Here is a 15,509-nt window from a genome sequence, read left to right as displayed (position 1 = left end):
ACGTTCGGTCTTTTTATTTAAGGGACCTGTTTGTTTATCTGAACGTCAATCTGCTCTTTGCCGCTGAAATTCTGCAGCGCACTCTCGCCGAACCAATCACCCGCCTGTGGCGTGGCCAGACCATCCTGAGAAATTCGCACCCGCACCTTGACCTGATGCTGAGCCGAAAGCAGGCGTTCAGGCATCATGGCGTTGCTGTCATCCAGAGAAAATGACAGCGGGAAACGGCTTAAGGGCAGTTGTTTTACCGCAACCGGCACTGGATTGGTGCCATCGGTCACTGAAATTACCAGCGTCCCCTGCTGCGGCAAAGCGTTCGTCGCCTGTGGCGATAACGTCACGTTAATGCCAAGTTTAACAGTTTCTTCGCCCGCCTGTGTTTTTGCTTGTTCAATGCTGCGCTTTATCACTTCGGCGCGTTGATCATTGGCTGGCAACAACTTCAGCATAACCTGCCAGGCGCCAATCGCCTGCTTGAAATCCCCCTGTTCGAAGGCGTTGAACGCCAACAGGCTCAGCACGCGCATATTGGTGTGATCTTCGGCGATCATCTTGCGCAGCATCTGAGTGGCCTGCTTGTTATCCTCCGGATCGTTGGATCTCGTCAAGACTTCTGCATAGCCGAGACGGACTTCCAGACTATTCGGATCAAGTTGATAAGCATGAGCAAATGCCTGAGTGGCGGTGGTGGCATTATTCAGCGCCATCCCCACACGACCCAGCATCATCCAGTCGTTGATATTGCGATCGTCCTGCTGCAACGCGGTACGCAGCCCCAGCCCGAGGCGAGCAATCTCTTCCATGCTCAACGGTTGGGCGCGTTCATTAGCGACGCGCGCGCGCAGATCCGGCATTTGCGCCTCGACCTGTTGCCAGTCCAGTACCTGCGCCAACCCACCGGTTTTCAGATAAAAGCCAAGGGTGACCACCACCAGCAAGGCAACCCCAGGCACCAGTGCCCAGCGGTTAATGGGTTTCTCCTGCGTATTCTGCTGGCCAGGGATGTCATTGAGCAGGTTTTGTTGCAGCTCTTTCACCAGTTCAGGGCGCTCAGCAACCACGCCCTGCTGTTCGTCCTGCTCCAGCTCATGCAGACGATCCTGATAAAACGCCTTGTTCAGCGTATCGCGGCTCGCCGCGGTGCTTTTACCGCTGTGGCGCATCGCCGGTACCACCAGCAACGCCGCAGCGCCCACCAGCAGGACAATAATAATCAGCCAAAAAGCCATTAGGGTTTCTTCCTGTCAGTCTCTTTCAGCAGCGCCGCCAGACGCTGTTGCTCCTGCTCGGAGAATTCATCGTTAGCGTTAACGGCACCGGTACGACGGTGGCGGGTGCGCAGTATCACTACCGCACCGCCGATCAACACAAACAGCAACGGGCCTACCCACAGGATCAGCGTCGCCGGGGTCACCGGCGGTTCGTAGGTGACGAAATTACCGTAGCGCGCCACCATATAGTCGATAATCTGCTGCTTGTTCTGCCCCTGCATCATCAACTCGTACACCTTGGTACGCATATCGGCCGCTATGATGGCGTTAGAGTCGGCGATGCTGTTGTTCTGGCATTTCGGGCAACGCAGCTGTTCGGTCAGCTCCCGGTATTGCTGTTCCTGCTCGACCGAATTGAACCGATAAGTGTCGATAGCCGCCGCGGCGCTCCAACTCAGTAACGCGGCAAATATCAGGGTCAGCAGCCTCATGCCTCACCCCCATATTTTTTGTACAGCGGCAGCACTTCCTGCTGCCAAACGCGCTCGTTCATGTCTCCGGCGTGGCGGTAGCGGATAATGCCCTGCCCGTCGATCAGGAAGGTTTCCGGTGCGCCGTACACGCCCAAATCCAGCCCCAGCATGCCGTCGCCGTCGTACAGGCTGAGCGCGTACGGGTTGCCCAGCGAGTTCAGCCAGGTCACCGCTTTGCCGCGATCGTCTTTATAGTTCAGCCCCACCACGCGGATACCTCGCGCGGCCAGCGTATTGAGGTATTGATGTTCGGCACGGCACGTTGGGCACCAGGTCGCCCAGACGTTCAGCAGCATGGGTTTGCCATTGCGCAGCACCGCTTGGTCGTAAGTCTTGCCAGGCTGGTCGAGGGATTCCAGCTTGAAAGCCGGCACCGGCTTGCCGATCAACGCCGATTCCAGCATGGTCGGGTCTTCGCCACCGGCGTTGCGCGTCAGCTGCACCATAAACGCCGCCACCAGCAGCAGGAACAGGATTAATGGGATAAACAGCAGCTTACGGTTCATGCCTGCTCCTCCAGCTTGCCTTCACGCTTGAGTTTTTTGCTCATCCGATAGCGCGGATCGAGTATGCACAGGATACCGCCCAGCGCCATAAACACCCCGCCGAACCAGATCCAGCGTACGAAAGGTTTGTAGTACAACCGCACTGCCCAAGAGCCGTCGTCCAGCTCTTCGCCCAGCGCGGCGTACAGGTCGCGGCTGAAGCCGCCGTCAATCGCCGCTTCGGTCATCATGCTGCGCGCCACGCTGTAATAGCGTTTTTCCGCGTGCAACGTCGCTTCCGGCTTGCCGTTGCGCGTGACATCGATAATGCCGACGCCGCCGCTGTAGTTCGGCCCACGAATATCGTGCACGTCACGGAACACAAAGTGATAGTTATGGATATCCACGCTGTCGCCGGCTTTCATGCGGACATCACGTTCCACACTGTAGTTTTGGCTGAAGGCAATGCCGATTACCGTTACCGCCACGCCAAGGTGACCCAGCACCATCCCCCAGTGGCTGCGGGAAAGATGGCTCAGCCCACGCCAGAAACCGTGGCGATGCGTTGCACGTTCGTGCAGTTCCATCAGCGTCAGGATTATCACCCAAACAGCCATGATCAGCCCCACCACCGTCATGCCGGCGATGCTGTCTTGCAACAGCCACGGCAGCAGGATCGACAGCACCAGCGTAATCACCAGCGCCACGCTCAGGCGGCGCCACAGCTTGGTCGGCTCGTCGCGGCGCCAGCGCACCAACGGGCCAATCCCCATCAGCAACGCCATCGGTGCCATCAGCCAGGTGAACATGGTGTTGAAGAACGGTTCGCCGATAGAAATGCTGCCCAGGCCCAACTGCTTATGCACCAGCGGCAACAGCGTCCCCAACAGCACCACCAGCATGGCGGCGATCAGCAGTACGTTATTGCCCAGCAAGAAGGTTTCACGCGAGAAGGTTTCGTGCTGCACCCGGCTGCGCACTTGCCCGCCCTTGACCGCATACAGCAGCAGAGAACCGCCTATCACGATCACCAGATAAGCGAGGATAAACATGCCGCGTGCCGGGTCGGAAGCAAAGGAGTGCACCGAAACCAGCACCCCGGAGCGCACCAGGAAAGTGCCCAGCAGACACAATGAGAAGGCGGTAATCGCCAGCAATACCGTCCAGGCTTTGAAAGTGCCGCGTTTCTCGGTCACCGCCAACGAGTGCATCAGCGCGGTACCGGCCAGCCACGGCATAAATGAAGCGTTCTCGACCGGATCCCAGAACCACCAGCCGCCCCAGCCCAGTTCATAATAGGCCCAGGCGGAGCCCAGCACGATGCCCATGGTGAGGAACACCCAGGCAGCCGTGGTCCAAGGGCGCGACCAGCGTGCCCAGGCCGTATCCAGGCGACCGGCCATCAGTGAAGCGATGGCGAAAGCAAAGGCCACCGAGAAACCGACATACCCCATGTACAGCAGCGGCGGATGGAAAATCAGGCCGATATCCTGCAGCAGCGGGTTAAGGTCGCTACCGTCGATCGGGAAGTTCGGCAGCGTACGGGTGAAGGGGTTGGAGGTCATGATGATAAACAGCAGGAAACCTGCCGTGATCATGCCCATCACCGACAATACGCGCGCCACGGCATCTTGCGGCATCGAACGGCTGCACAGCGCCACCGCCAGCGACCAGCAGCTCAGCAACAGCACCCACAGCAGCAGCGATCCCTCGTGGGCGCCCCAGGTGGCGGCAATGCGGTAATACACCGGCAGTTGGGTGTTGGAGTTGGCGGCCACATAGGCCACGGTAAAGTCATTAACGACAAAGGCGTGCACCAGACAGATGAACGCCAGGGCGATAGCCGCAAACATGCCGTAGGTCAGTGGGCGCGCCACCGCCATCATGCGACGATCCTGACGCGCCGCGCCCCACTGCGGGTAAATACTCAGCAGCAGCGAAATCGCCAGCGCCAGGCATAGCAGAAAACTTCCCGTTTCCGGCATCATGATTTAGCGCCCTCGTTCTGCGGGTTGGCGTAGGCCGAAGCTGGCCCCTTATGGTTTTCTTTCATCGCGTCGGCCACTTCCGGCGGCGTGTATTTTTCATCGTGTTTCGCCAGCACTTCACGCGCATTCACCACGTTGCCTTCGCCCAGCACGCCCTGTGCCACCACGCCCTGCCCCTCACGGAACAGATCCGGCAGAATGCCGGTGTAAGTGACGTCGATTGCACCGCGTGCATCATAAACTTTGAAACTGACCTGCAGCGTTTTCTGATCGCGCTTTACCGAACCCGGCATCACCATGCCACCGATGCGCAGGCGTTGGCCCACCTCCGGCTTCTCATGATTTTCGCCCTTGCCCTGCAGAATTTCGCTTGGGGTATAAAACAGATCGATGTTGGAGCGCAGCGCATACAGCATCAGAGTCGCGGTCAGCGCAACGCCGATCAGCACTACGATCGCCAAATACAGGCGACTTTTACGACGAGGATTCACAATGATTTCTCCCGCGGGTTAGCGGTTTTTTGTTTCGACTGCTGCGAATGACGAATACGTCTTTCGCGTGCCTGACGGCGTCCAATCTCATCCAGCAATTGCCGGCGCTGCCAGAAAGTGTGGGCCACCAGCCCCAGCAACGAGAGCAGGGTTACGGCTACCGCCAACCAAACGTAGAAGGCATAGCCGCCCATGGCGAAAAACGCCTGCCAGGAAGTAAAGGCTGCATTCATGGTTGACGCTCCTTGTTAACCAGCCCTGCCACCCAAGGGCGCTGGCGTTCCTGAGACAAAATCAGATTGCGCAAGCGCAGCAAGGTGAGAGTGATGAAAAACAGCAGGTAACCGAGGATTGCCCATCGCAGCGGGGTGCGCATGCTTGGCGCGATGCTCTGTTGCATATTGGTGGAACCCTGATGCAGCGTGTTCCACCATTCGACCGAGAAGTGAATGATCGGGATGTTCACCACCCCGACCAGCACCAGAATGCCGGCGGCGCGGCCCGCCAGGCGGCGGTCCTCAAAGGCGTTGTACAGCGCAATAATGCCAATATAAAGAAACAGCAACACCAGTTCAGACGTCAGGCGGGCGTCCCACACCCACCAGGTGCCCCACATCGGCTTGCCCCAGGCGGAGCCGGTGACCAGCGCAATAAAGGTAAACACCGCGCCGACCGGTGCCATCGCCGCCACCACGGTATCGGACATTTTCATCTGCCACACCAGGCCGATAAACGCCGCTACCGCCATTGAGCCATAGATCCCCATCGACCACATCGCCGCCGGCACATGGATATACATGATGCGGAAGCTATCGCCCTGCTGGTAATCCTTGGGTGCGAAACCGAATCCCCAGACCCAACCCAGCAACAGGCAAGCCGCTCCGGCCAGTCCCAGCCAGGGGATAAAGCGGCCACAGACGTGATACAGCCGTTCAGGCTGGGCAAACTGATGTAACCATTTCCACATTGTCGTCATTGCTCACGGTAAATTTATACGGTGGCCGCCCCGTTTACCGGGGCGACGAAAATTGCTTGTGCGGTGGAACACGCTCTTGGTGGCGTTAACCCGCGTTTCAATAAGTTAGCTAGTGCACGCTCACTCGCAGCGCCGCTGCGGTGGCGAAAGGCGCCAGCGTTATACTTCCCGCCAGCATCGCGCCCAGTATCGCCAGGTAACCGTCTATCGGCATGCCCATAGAGGCGGCGTCGATAGCGGCGGTGGAAAATATCAGCACCGGGATATACAGCGGCAGCACCAGCAGGCTCAGCAGCACGCCCCCCTTGCGCAACCCGACGGTCAGCGCCACGCCGATAGCGCCAATCAGGCTCAGCGTCGGCGTACCCAGCAACAGCGTAAACGCCACCGCCAGCCAGGTGTGAGTGTCCAACGACAGCAGCAGCGCCACCAGCGGCGACAGGATCAACAGGGGTAAGCCTGTTACTACCCAGTGAGCACACACTTTGCCTAACACCGTCATCGGCAGCGGCGTTGGCAATAACAACAGTTGTTCCAGCGAGCCGTCGAGGAAATCATCGCGAAACAAACGCTCCAGCGACAGCAGGGCCGCCAGCAGCGCCGCCACCCAGATAATCCCCGGCGATATACGCGCCAGCAGTTGCGGTTCTGGCCCAATCCCTAACGGAAACAGCGTGATAACGATCAGGAAGAACCACAACGGATTAACGATTTCGGACCCTTTGCGAAAGGCAATCTTCAGCTCACGGCGCAATACAGTCAAAAACATTAAAGAGTCTCCACGCGGTTTTCCGTCAGGCTTATTTTCCCTACCGCCTGCGTTGCGCCGGCCAAATCCTGATGCGTGGTCAACAATACCATGCCGCCCTGCTGAGCATGTTGCTCAAAAAGGCTTATTAATTCAGCCACACCCTGTTTGTCTATCGCCGTCAGCGGCTCATCCAGGATCCACAGCGGGCTACTGCTGAGCCACAACCGCGCCAACGCCACACGCCGCTGTTGACCGGCGGAAAGCTGCGCCACCGGTAAATCCTCATAACCCACCAGACCGACCTGCTCCAGCGCCTGCCAAATGGCCTGACGATCGGGCGCACCGCGCACCGCCTGGTAAAACTGCAGGTTCTCAAAGGGCGTCAACATGGTTTTAATCCCCGGCTGATGGCCGAGGAATAACAAATCCTGATAATAACGTTCGCGATGACGCAACGTATTTTGCCCGTGCCAGCAGACTTCTCCGCTTTCCGGTCTTGCCAGGCCCGCCAGAATGCGCAGCAGGCTGGTTTTTCCCGCGCCGTTCGGCCCTTCCACCTGAATAATATCGCCCGGTTTTACCGTAAAGCTTAACGCGCTAAACAGGGTGCGTTCATCACGGACGCAACTCAGATTTTTAGCTTCCAGCATCGGGAGAACTCATATTTTTCTTTGGGATAGCGATCATAGCATAAGCCATCTGCAGCACGTAGCCCGCAGCGGGCCCCTCAACTACTCCAATAGGGGTAATATTGCGCCCCAGATCAAAAATGCGTAGAAAAACCCGGCAACGTTAAACTCTTGTTACTTTTTTCTGCAATTTGCCACATCGCTTTCACAGCTTCCCTGAGCCAACTACGCTTAATCATGACCCTGACAGTCTTTGATGGAGATAACGGATAATGAGCAATCAGCAGCAGCGCCCGGATGCAGAGCAGGAAAATAGCCTGCAGGTAGAAAGCAAAGAGCATGAACAGGGCAAGAGCGAAATTGAGGTAAAGGAAGAGAACCTGCCCTCGCGTGCAGCGGCGGTGCATGAGCTGATCCGCATGGAAGGCGAAAAAGAGCTGGAGCGCGACTGGCTGGCACTGCTGTGGTCAGCGGTGGCCGCCGGGCTGTCGATGGGAGCCTCACTGATGGCGAAAGGCATCTTCCACGCCCGCCTGCCGGACGATCCCAGCCGCTTCTTTATCGAAAATATCGGCTACACCTTTGGCTTTATCATCGTGATCATGGCCCGCCAACAGCTATTTACCGAAAATACCGTCACCGCGGTACTGCCGATCATGCAAAAACCGACGTCGAGAAACCTCTTGCTTCTGTTTCGCCTGTGGGGCGTGGTGCTGCTGGGGAACCTGGTGGGGACCGGGCTGGCGTCGCTGGCGTTTATCCACATGCCGATTTTCGACGAGAACACCCGCAGCGCCTTCGTTAGCCTGTCGGAAGAAGTGATGAAAAACTCGCCGTCCGAAATGTTTGCCAACGGCATTCTGGCGGGCTGGATCATCGCCACCATGGTGTGGATGTTCCCTTCCGCCGGGGCCGCCAAGATTTGGGTGATTGTACTGATGACCTACCTGGTGGCGATCTGCGATCTGACCCACATCGTGGTGGGATCGGTAGAGATCCTTTATCTGGTGTTTAGTGGCGTCATTCCCTGGCATGATTTTATCTACCCGTTCGCTATTCCAACGCTGGCCGGCAACATTATTGGTGGCACCTTTATCTTTGCGTTGATCAGCCATGCGCAGATCCGCAACGACATGAGCGACAAAAACAAGGCAGAGCGGCTGGCGGCGGAAAAACAAAGCGGCAAGGCGAGAAAACCGTGATCGCGATCAGCGCAGCGCGCGAAAATCACCGCATATTGGCGAGGGAATGAGCAAACGCACCGCTAAGCGCTTATTCTGCGGGTAAAAAAAGGTATACTGCCCCGGCAGCCTAGGTTGCCGGCCCGCAGCGTCCCCGTAGTTAAACGGATATAACAAGCCCCTCCTAAGGGCTAGTTACTGGTTCGATTCCAGTCGGGGACACCATTAATTTATATACTCGCCTCTGCCTCACCCACTAACACACGACGTACGCCCCCTCCAATCCTGAGTGATTTATCGAACTTCAAATTTGGTCAATAAACCCCGTTTTATCAGAATGATGCATCCTCTCGCCCACAATCTGGCACAACGTCGAATATTAAAGGTATAATCACAGATACTATTTGATCGATTTTAGAAACGAACATGACAAAGCTGACATTACAAGAGCAGATGCTCAAAGCGGGATTAGTAAGCAGTAAAAAGCTGGAGAAAGTACAAAGAACCACGAAAAAATCACGCGTTCAGGCTCGCGAGGCAAGAGAAGCCGTTGAAATCAACAAAAAGGCGCAAATAGAGCGCGATAAACAGCTGAGTGAACAGCAAAAGCAGGCCGCTTTATCTAAAGAATATAAAGCTCAGGTAAAGCAGCTGATTGAAATGAACAGGATCGTCATTTCAAATGGTGACATTAGTTATAACTTCACAGACAACAATTTAATTAAAAATGTACGCGTGGATAAACTGACTCAATCTCAGTTAATTAATGGGCGTCTCGCCATTGCACGGCTGGTTAGTGATAATAACCCTGAGGGTGAATATGCTATTATCCCTGCGGTCGTGGCCAATAAAATTGCACAGCGCGATGCAAGCTATATTGTACTGAGCGCTGAACTCAGCCAGGAAGCCAAAGACGAAGAAGATCCTTACGCCGATTTTGTCGTCCCTGATGATTTGATGTGGTAATCAGAACTTTAGGGCAACGGACTCTCCCTCTTGCCCTAACATCAAAAATCCGTATTCCTGCCGCACCACGAAAAGATCACTTACTGCAAATCAGTGATTAGTATTCTCAGGCTAAAAAATATTTTCATCACGCTTAAAAATGACAAATTAAACGGTCACACCTACAGCATTAAAAAACTTAAAATCGTATTTTAGTTCCCTCCGTTAAAATGTTAATATTGGCAAATGATCCGGATGGAGTAATAGCATGTTTCCCAACAAAAAATATTCACGACGAGCAAACCCGCTGACCAGCTATCAATTTTCTCGTCTGCATACTTTTGAATGCGTCGCCCGTCATTTATCTTTTTCACTGGCGGCAGAAGAACTGTCTATTACTCCCAGCGCCGTAAGCCACAGAATTAACCTGCTGGAAAAAGAGCTGGGGTTTCTTTTATTTCAACGATTCCACCGCAGAATTACGCTAACACCGGATGGCGAGAGAATGCAATGGGCGTTAAATCATTCCTTCGATGCCCTGACACAGGAAATCCTGGATATCAAAAACCGCGAGCTGACGGGCAGCCTGACCATTTATTCTCACCCCTCTCTGGTCCAGTGTTTGCTGATACCCCGCATCGGCGATTTTATTGCTCTGCATCCGACCATTCATTTAAACATTCTCACCGGGCAGGAAAATATCAATTTGGCCAATCGGGGCGTGGATTTAGCCATGTATTTTGGCCGTCCACCATCGGATAAACAGCTGGACGAAATCTTTATGCGGGAGTCCATGGTCCCAATCTGCACGGAGAAATACGCCAAAACGCATAACCTTTATAATGCGCCTGGGAACCTGGCAGACTGCACTCTATTGCATGACAGATACAACTCCGGTGAAGACGAGTGGCAGATCTGGTCACAGCATTTTGATTTGGGCCTGGATACCGACGCCAAAAGCATGGAGTTCGACCGTTCGGACCTGGCGGTGTTGGCGGCAACTCAGCATCTTGGCGTGGCGATGGGGCGACTCAATCTGGTGCAGGACTGGATCAAAAGCGGCGAACTGATTATCCCGTTTACCGAGATGATCTTGCCCTGCGAACACAGCTATTTTATGTCGACGCTCTCTGGGCGTCAGTGGCCTAAGATTATCGCATTCAAAGAATGGATGATGAAAATAACCCCTCTGGTCTGAGGGGCCAAAGGCGAAAAGATCGAAATGATCACCATTTTTTCGGAGTATACGAAAACTCAAGCGCACAGCTGTACAATCGTCCGGCCTTTGAATAATAAATATGCTTGCGGCTGTTATCCCACACCACAGCATAGTTATTAGCAAAGTTTATTATTTCAACCGGAGTTTGGTTTGATAATTCCCCCCGTTTCGTATTTTTCACTACAAAGAAATCACCATTATCGCTTAAGGTGATCAAAGGATAACCCCAGGCATATTTTGACACTTGTACGGTAATAATGAATTGGCTTTCACAGTTTATCTGATAGGTATGAATATCAACGTCCATAGTTTATATTTTTGGTGCAATCCTTCTGGTAAAATAAAACAAATATGAGCAGCTCACGACAATAAGCCCCAAAACGATCAGCACTGAACCCAAGACGAACTCGATCTGCAGCGGTTCTCCCAAGATCACCACGCCGGCCAGAATGCCAAAAATAGGCGTCATAAACGTCAGGATACCCAGCGAAGAAGCCTGGTAATGACGCAGCAGGGAGAACCAAATTAAATAACTGATAAATGAGACGATAACCGTTTGAAATACCAAACTGCTCCAGGCCACGGAACTCAGCGTGAAATGTACGTTCTGCATCGTCATCGCCAACAGGGATAGCACAATGCAGGCGCCCGTCAGTTGGAACAGCAGCGTCTGTTTTGACGAGCAATTCGCCAAACCGGTTGTTCGAATAAGGATTGTAGAACCGCCCCAGGATAACCCCGCTAATAAGCCATAAATATCGCCACGCAGCTGATTCACGCCCCCAGAGCTCTCACCCATAGCGGAAATCGCAAGCACCACACCGCAGAAAGCGATGGCAATACCGGCCCACTGTACAGCCGACAAACGCTCGTGCCTGATGAAAAAATGCAGTCCGATGGCAGAAAAAAGGGGAGCCGTGTACAGAAAGACCGCCATGTGCGAGGCGCTGGTATAGCGCAAGCCTTCAGAAACGAAAAAGAACTCCAGCGCGAACGACAGCCCAACGCCGAAACCGGCTAACAGCGTGCGGGGATCCAATAAAAACTTTTCGCCTTTAAAACGCGCCAAGAGATAGACCGCCAAAGCGGCAATCCCTGATCTGATGGCAATTTGCAGCACGGCGGAAATATCCGGCTCGGCTGCCTTGATCGCAACCTGCTGCAGCCCCCATATGGCACATATCATCACCATGGCGGCGCCGGCTTTGCCGTCTATATTATTTCTGGCACTCATCTAGCCTCCCGCAAACCGCTGAGTTATAAATGCACGCCTCCCTCACCACGAATAATCAGGTGATATACAATAAAATCGAGGGAAGCCGAAAAAATTATTCTTTAAAGACCAATATTTCCTGGTACATTTTAATCACTTCACTGTCGCTGTCAGTATCCCCGGTATATTCAGTTTGTTGTGCCACATGAATGACCTTCCAACCTCGTTTAGCGAGATCCGGAATAGTCATGCGGCCAATGTCGCGACAGTTAAACAAGGTATCATCACTCAGCCGCATCTCCCCGACACTGGCATAATCATAAGATTTTGACTGACAAACATGCGATTCAGCCGCCATTAACGGCATTGAAAAAAGCCCGATTAACAGTATGAAACATCCTTTCATAATAACCTCCACAACCCTTATCAATTTCATCTGACTTGTAAATAACCCGTGTTAAATAACAAGGCGTAAAATCCATTTAAATATATTTCGTTACGATGAAATTACACGGTATATGCCATTCTCTGACAAGTGATAAATATAGAGCTTTGTGTTAGATGAATTCATCCGAAGATTGACCTCCCCCACGCCCTCCAGCTGAGCATTTTTCGCTCACCTTGCCTCTCCCCAGCATCGAGCCGGTTAAAAACAAACCAAATAATTAGCAAGAAAAGTAACTCATTGTGACGCACATTGTGTTACATATGCGTTCCGCTTTACTCACGCCAAAAAACAATGAAAACGCTCAGAAAACAGCCTGGGCAACTCACTGATGCCAGAGGGTTTCGGAGAGGTTGGCAATCTATACACAGGGATAAAAAATGACATACAAATTGCGCACATTAACTCAGGCTATAGCTCTGGGACTGGTCGTTGGCAGTGCTTCTTTCGCTGCCCAGGCTGAGATCACATTGTTGAAGCAGGACCCACAGGCCGGCGATCCGTTGAGCCGTCTTAACTTTACCGTTGGCGGCAGCATCCGCCCGCAGTTCAACAATATGACCGGCGATGGCGATAAGGGCTCTTACAAACGTAACGGTTTCGACGGCGGTACCCGTTTCCGCTTTGCCGCCGATTACTACCTGTTCGATGATATTAGCTGGATCAGCTATTACGAGCTGGGTGTCAATATTCCTGCGCTGTTCAACTGGGATAACCACTACGCCGACGGCGCCAATGACACCAGCCGCCGTATGCTCTACACCGGCCTGAAAAGCAAAACCTGGGGGCAGCTGACCTTCGGCCAGCAAAACAGCATTTACTATGACGTGGTCGGTGCCAAAACCGATATCTGGGACTATGACATGTTGGCTCAGGCGCCAGGCAACGGCATCAACGGCGATTACGACGGTTCCTACCGTTCACGCAAGATGCTGAAGTACAAAAACAGCTTCGGCGATGCGGATGTTTATGCCTCTTACCTGTTCAGCGATGGCGAATACCTGCCGGGCAACGGTCTGCGCTATAAACGCCAGGGCGGCGGCTCACTGGGCGTGGACTACCATCTGACACCGGACCTGACCTGGGGTACCGCGTGGAACTATACCCGCGCCGAGATGCGCAATCCTTCCACCAGCGGCTCGAAAAATTACGATCAGAATATTGTCGGTACGGCGATCAGCTGGAAGCCGGACAACTGGACCCTGACCTTCGGCGGCGGTTGGTACAACAACTTCCTGACCACCAAAAAAGCCAACGTTAACGACTACTTCGCCGGCGATGCCTGGGGGATTGAATATCTGGCGGGGTATACTGTGCCGGTAGGCCAATATGCGGTGAAATCCGTGATGCCGTACTTTATGGGTGACCGTCTTGAGTACGTAACCGGCCGCAACTATCAGCGTTTCGATAACGGTCTTGGCGTGACGGTACAGTTTGATTACGGCTTCCGTGTGGACGTGGAACACGTACTGACGTCCAGCACCGATAACCTCGGCGACATGACTCTGGTGCGTTTGCGCTACGATTTCTGATTGTCACCGATGTAAAAAAGGCCGCTTATGCGGCCTTTTTCATTGCTGATCCTGCATCAGAATCCGCCGCGTGCCGACCGGCCCACCGCTTCACCCAACTGCCAAACCGCCATCGCATAATGGGTGCTGTGGTTGTAGCGAGTGATGGTGTAGAAGTTTGGCAGACCGTACCAATACTGATAACCGGTGCCAACATCCAGACGCAGCAGGCTGGCTTCCTGATTGTCGCCCAGCGATCCCTGTGGGCTCAACCCGGCCTCCGCCAGACTGGCGACGGAATAGCGGGTTTTAAACCCATTTTCCAATCCTGGCGCCTGGCCATTTGCCTGTACTGCCACGGGTTCACCCTTGGCCCAACCGTGTGCTTTAAAGTAGTTGGCAACGCTGCCGATGGCATCCACCGGATCCCACAGGTTGATGTGGCCGTCACCGTTGAAGTCAACCGCATAGCTCTTGAATGAAGACGGCATAAACTGACCGTAACCCATTGCCCCGGCGAATGAACCTCGCAGCTCCAACGGGTCATCCCCTTCGGTGCGCGACATCAGCAAGAAGGTTTCCAGCTCGCCGGCAAAGTAGTCGGCGCGACGCGGATAGTCGAAGGCCAGCGTCGCCAGCGCATCGATAATGCGGGTTTTACCCATCACGCGGCCCCAACGGGTTTCAACGCCGATAATACCGACAATGATCTCCGGCGGTACGCCGTAAACCTGATAGGCACGCTGCAACGCGTCCTGGTACTGATTCCAGAACTGCACACCGTTTTGCACGTTGTCCGGGGTGATGAATTTATTACGATAACGCAACCAGGAGCCGTTTGGCCCGGTCGGTCCCTGGGTGCTTGGCGTCGGCGCCTGACGATCCATCAGCCGCAGCACGGAATCCAGCCGACGGGCCTGCGCCAATACGTCATGCAGTTGCTGGCGATCGAAACCGTGCTCCCGCACCATTTTATCGATAAAGCGGGCGGTGTTCGGGTTATTGGCGAAATCGCCGCCCAACGGCTGACCGGAATGCGCCGGCGTCAACAGGAATCCTCCTTTTACGGCGTTGTCCTGAGGCACGGACGGGGTCGACTTCGGCCCGCTGCTACAGGCAGTGAGTAAGGTAAGCAGAGGGAGAAGAACAACTAAATGACGCATCGGATATCCATATAAGCCAGGCCAGTGATAAGTGTGGGTTATGTTAATCCATTGTCGGGTGCGAACAAACTGGATTATGTCGCTCATCACAGAGCAACAAGTCGAAGTATTTTCGAAATGTGATACAAAGCACAGAAACAAAGCACCACTTAGGGTAAGTCCGCGATACAGACAAAAACCTAAACCTTGATTAAATGAGATAAACTCTCATTTTGACTCGACGCAAAGCCTCCCTACGCTGCTTTTTTAGTGGCTCTTCCCGTCGGCAATGACTGATACAACGGAGTGTAATTTTGGATTCTCTCGGACAGATCGCTAAAAACACCTTTAAAAAATGTATTACTCGCCGCACCTACCTTTTCTCCATGCTTATTTTCGCCGCTGGCCTGATCTTGTTGTCCTATCTGTCGCCCTATCTGGATGAAAATCGGTTTCGTGTCTACGCACACAGCGACATCGGCGAGTTTTTTGCGGTGTTCGTCTACCTGCTGTGCATAATGCTGTGGTCGCTGGGCTGGATAGGGTTAACCCTGTGGTTTGTCGCCCGAACCGCCTTTCGGTTCAACGACATCGGCACGCTCGGTTGGCCGCTGGCCCTGATGCTGTATGGACTTAGCGTGGTGAATAACTACCATCCCGGCCCTGTCGAACGCTGGCTGATCCTGATAAGCCTGTTAGGGCTGCTGTGCGCACTGCTGCTGCCCTCAGGGTTCCTGGCACGTAAAGCCGGTTAGGCGCGTCGCCGCTGGCTATCTGCGGGGCAAGCGG

General features: G+C 54.0%; 18 protein-coding genes and 1 tRNA gene. 6 read left to right on the top strand and 13 right to left on the bottom strand.

Going from position 1 to position 15,509, the window contains the following annotated elements; genetic code table 11:
• Positions 1 to 17: 17 nt before the first annotated feature.
• The 9 genes from ccmI to ccmA all read right to left on the bottom strand — a co-directional run bounded on the left by ccmI (position 18) and on the right by ccmA (position 7,085).
• Positions 18 to 1,229, bottom strand: a complete 1,212-nt coding sequence (gene ccmI / locus AC1RKC_RS15130) for a c-type cytochrome biogenesis protein CcmI (RefSeq protein WP_334647992.1) — start codon at positions 1,227 to 1,229, stop codon at positions 18 to 20.
• Positions 1,229 to 1,702 (bottom strand): cytochrome c-type biogenesis protein, encoded by a 474-nt coding sequence (locus tag AC1RKC_RS15125; protein WP_020827920.1) that lies wholly within the window; start codon positions 1,700 to 1,702, stop codon positions 1,229 to 1,231. The genes ccmI and AC1RKC_RS15125 overlap by 1 nt, the downstream gene beginning before the upstream one ends.
• On the bottom strand, positions 1,699 to 2,250 hold the full coding sequence (locus AC1RKC_RS15120; RefSeq protein ID WP_020827921.1) for a DsbE family thiol:disulfide interchange protein: 552 nt from the start codon (positions 2,248 to 2,250) through the stop codon (positions 1,699 to 1,701). Before AC1RKC_RS15120 ends, AC1RKC_RS15125 begins: the two co-directional genes overlap by 4 nt.
• Positions 2,247 to 4,217, bottom strand: a complete 1,971-nt coding sequence (locus tag AC1RKC_RS15115; protein ID WP_020827922.1) for a heme lyase CcmF/NrfE family subunit — start codon at positions 4,215 to 4,217, stop codon at positions 2,247 to 2,249. Before AC1RKC_RS15115 ends, AC1RKC_RS15120 begins: the two co-directional genes overlap by 4 nt.
• Complete coding sequence (ccmE, locus tag AC1RKC_RS15110; protein ID WP_116690041.1) at positions 4,214 to 4,708, bottom strand: cytochrome c maturation protein CcmE; 495 nt, start codon at positions 4,706 to 4,708, stop codon at positions 4,214 to 4,216. Before ccmE ends, AC1RKC_RS15115 begins: the two co-directional genes overlap by 4 nt.
• Positions 4,705 to 4,941 carry a heme exporter protein CcmD gene (ccmD, locus tag AC1RKC_RS15105; RefSeq protein ID WP_020827923.1) on the bottom strand — a complete coding sequence of 79 codons (237 nt, stop codon included), beginning with the start codon at positions 4,939 to 4,941 and terminating at the stop codon, positions 4,705 to 4,707. Before ccmD ends, ccmE begins: the two co-directional genes overlap by 4 nt.
• The gene (locus tag AC1RKC_RS15100; protein WP_020827924.1) at positions 4,938 to 5,675 is read right to left on the bottom strand and encodes a heme ABC transporter permease; all 738 of its coding nucleotides are present in this window, start codon (positions 5,673 to 5,675) and stop codon (positions 4,938 to 4,940) included. Before AC1RKC_RS15100 ends, ccmD begins: the two co-directional genes overlap by 4 nt.
• Before the next feature lie 118 nt (positions 5,676 to 5,793).
• A complete protein-coding gene (gene ccmB / locus AC1RKC_RS15095; RefSeq protein ID WP_044552718.1) occupies positions 5,794 to 6,453 on the bottom strand; it encodes a heme exporter protein CcmB in 660 nt (219 codons plus the stop codon).
• Complete coding sequence (ccmA, locus tag AC1RKC_RS15090; protein ID WP_020827926.1) at positions 6,453 to 7,085, bottom strand: cytochrome c biogenesis heme-transporting ATPase CcmA; 633 nt, start codon at positions 7,083 to 7,085, stop codon at positions 6,453 to 6,455. The genes ccmB and ccmA overlap by 1 nt, the downstream gene beginning before the upstream one ends.
• Positions 7,086 to 7,336: 251 nt before the next feature.
• On the opposite strand from ccmA, the gene AC1RKC_RS15085 reads away from it, so the two are divergent.
• The 4 genes from AC1RKC_RS15085 to dsdC all read left to right on the top strand — a co-directional run bounded on the left by AC1RKC_RS15085 (position 7,337) and on the right by dsdC (position 10,388).
• Positions 7,337 to 8,266, top strand: coding sequence for a formate/nitrite transporter family protein (locus AC1RKC_RS15085; RefSeq protein WP_128864632.1), 930 nt, complete (start codon positions 7,337 to 7,339; stop codon positions 8,264 to 8,266).
• A gap of 129 nt (positions 8,267 to 8,395) precedes the next feature.
• Positions 8,396 to 8,470, top strand: a tRNA-Arg gene (locus tag AC1RKC_RS15080).
• Between the two features lie 201 nt (positions 8,471 to 8,671).
• The gene (locus AC1RKC_RS15075) at positions 8,672 to 9,211 is read left to right on the top strand and encodes a DUF2058 domain-containing protein (RefSeq protein ID WP_020827932.1); all 540 of its coding nucleotides are present in this window, start codon (positions 8,672 to 8,674) and stop codon (positions 9,209 to 9,211) included.
• 247 nt (positions 9,212 to 9,458) lie between these two features.
• Positions 9,459 to 10,388 (top strand): DNA-binding transcriptional regulator DsdC, encoded by a 930-nt coding sequence (gene dsdC, locus AC1RKC_RS15070; protein WP_493092271.1) that lies wholly within the window; start codon positions 9,459 to 9,461, stop codon positions 10,386 to 10,388.
• A 28-nt stretch (positions 10,389 to 10,416) separates the two neighbouring features.
• Here dsdC and AC1RKC_RS15065 read toward each other — a convergent pair whose 3' ends face one another.
• The 3 genes from AC1RKC_RS15065 to AC1RKC_RS15055 all read right to left on the bottom strand — a co-directional run bounded on the left by AC1RKC_RS15065 (position 10,417) and on the right by AC1RKC_RS15055 (position 12,028).
• A complete protein-coding gene (locus tag AC1RKC_RS15065) occupies positions 10,417 to 10,716 on the bottom strand; it encodes a hypothetical protein (protein WP_493092270.1) in 300 nt (99 codons plus the stop codon).
• Positions 10,717 to 10,719: 3 nt separating this feature from the next.
• On the bottom strand, positions 10,720 to 11,643 hold the full coding sequence (locus AC1RKC_RS15060) for a DMT family transporter (protein ID WP_174574498.1): 924 nt from the start codon (positions 11,641 to 11,643) through the stop codon (positions 10,720 to 10,722).
• 94 nt (positions 11,644 to 11,737) lie between these two features.
• Positions 11,738 to 12,028, bottom strand: coding sequence for a hypothetical protein (locus AC1RKC_RS15055; RefSeq protein ID WP_020827936.1), 291 nt, complete (start codon positions 12,026 to 12,028; stop codon positions 11,738 to 11,740).
• A gap of 419 nt (positions 12,029 to 12,447) precedes the next feature.
• Here AC1RKC_RS15055 and AC1RKC_RS15050 point away from each other — a divergent pair, with 419 nt between their 5' ends.
• Entirely contained in the window at positions 12,448 to 13,599 is a 1,152-nt protein-coding gene (locus AC1RKC_RS15050) for a porin (RefSeq protein WP_493092269.1), read from the top strand.
• A 56-nt stretch (positions 13,600 to 13,655) separates the two neighbouring features.
• Here the strand turns inward: AC1RKC_RS15050 and mltB are convergent, their stop codons facing one another.
• Positions 13,656 to 14,741 (bottom strand): lytic murein transglycosylase B, encoded by a 1,086-nt coding sequence (gene mltB, locus AC1RKC_RS15045; protein WP_234529616.1) that lies wholly within the window; start codon positions 14,739 to 14,741, stop codon positions 13,656 to 13,658.
• 293 nt (positions 14,742 to 15,034) lie between these two features.
• Between mltB and AC1RKC_RS15040 the strand changes: the two genes are divergently transcribed.
• Positions 15,035 to 15,475, top strand: a complete 441-nt coding sequence (locus AC1RKC_RS15040; RefSeq protein WP_116690035.1) for a hypothetical protein — start codon at positions 15,035 to 15,037, stop codon at positions 15,473 to 15,475.
• The last annotated feature ends 34 nt before the right edge of the window (positions 15,476 to 15,509 follow it).

It is taken from the genome of Serratia sp. GW822-FHT06E05 (genome assembly GCF_058799445.1).
This window is presented reverse-complemented; position numbering and strand designations above follow the sequence as displayed.

What these genes read in the sequence shown, in the direction of transcription:
- AC1RKC_RS15075 (WP_020827932.1), top strand. Translation starts at nt 8,672, where the DNA reads ATGACAAAGCTGACATTACAAGAGCAGATGCTCAAAGCGGGATTAGTA.
- AC1RKC_RS15125 (WP_020827920.1), bottom strand. Translation starts at nt 1,702, where the DNA reads ATGAGGCTGCTGACCCTGATATTTGCCGCGTTACTGAGTTGGAGCGCC.
- AC1RKC_RS15120 (WP_020827921.1), bottom strand. Translation starts at nt 2,250, where the DNA reads ATGAACCGTAAGCTGCTGTTTATCCCATTAATCCTGTTCCTGCTGCTG.
- AC1RKC_RS15100 (WP_020827924.1), bottom strand. Translation starts at nt 5,675, where the DNA reads ATGTGGAAATGGTTACATCAGTTTGCCCAGCCTGAACGGCTGTATCAC.
- AC1RKC_RS15115 (WP_020827922.1), bottom strand. Translation starts at nt 4,217, where the DNA reads ATGATGCCGGAAACGGGAAGTTTTCTGCTATGCCTGGCGCTGGCGATT.
- AC1RKC_RS15065 (WP_493092270.1), bottom strand. Translation starts at nt 10,716, where the DNA reads ATGGACGTTGATATTCATACCTATCAGATAAACTGTGAAAGCCAATTC.
- dsdC (WP_493092271.1), top strand. Translation starts at nt 9,459, where the DNA reads ATGTTTCCCAACAAAAAATATTCACGACGAGCAAACCCGCTGACCAGC.
- AC1RKC_RS15085 (WP_128864632.1), top strand. Translation starts at nt 7,337, where the DNA reads ATGAGCAATCAGCAGCAGCGCCCGGATGCAGAGCAGGAAAATAGCCTG.
- AC1RKC_RS15050 (WP_493092269.1), top strand. Translation starts at nt 12,448, where the DNA reads ATGACATACAAATTGCGCACATTAACTCAGGCTATAGCTCTGGGACTG.
- ccmA (WP_020827926.1), bottom strand. Translation starts at nt 7,085, where the DNA reads ATGCTGGAAGCTAAAAATCTGAGTTGCGTCCGTGATGAACGCACCCTG.
- ccmI (WP_334647992.1), bottom strand. Translation starts at nt 1,229, where the DNA reads ATGGCTTTTTGGCTGATTATTATTGTCCTGCTGGTGGGCGCTGCGGCG.
- mltB (WP_234529616.1), bottom strand. Translation starts at nt 14,741, where the DNA reads ATGCGTCATTTAGTTGTTCTTCTCCCTCTGCTTACCTTACTCACTGCC.
- ccmD (WP_020827923.1), bottom strand. Translation starts at nt 4,941, where the DNA reads ATGAATGCAGCCTTTACTTCCTGGCAGGCGTTTTTCGCCATGGGCGGC.
- AC1RKC_RS15055 (WP_020827936.1), bottom strand. Translation starts at nt 12,028, where the DNA reads ATGAAAGGATGTTTCATACTGTTAATCGGGCTTTTTTCAATGCCGTTA.
- ccmB (WP_044552718.1), bottom strand. Translation starts at nt 6,453, where the DNA reads ATGTTTTTGACTGTATTGCGCCGTGAGCTGAAGATTGCCTTTCGCAAA.
- AC1RKC_RS15060 (WP_174574498.1), bottom strand. Translation starts at nt 11,643, where the DNA reads ATGAGTGCCAGAAATAATATAGACGGCAAAGCCGGCGCCGCCATGGTG.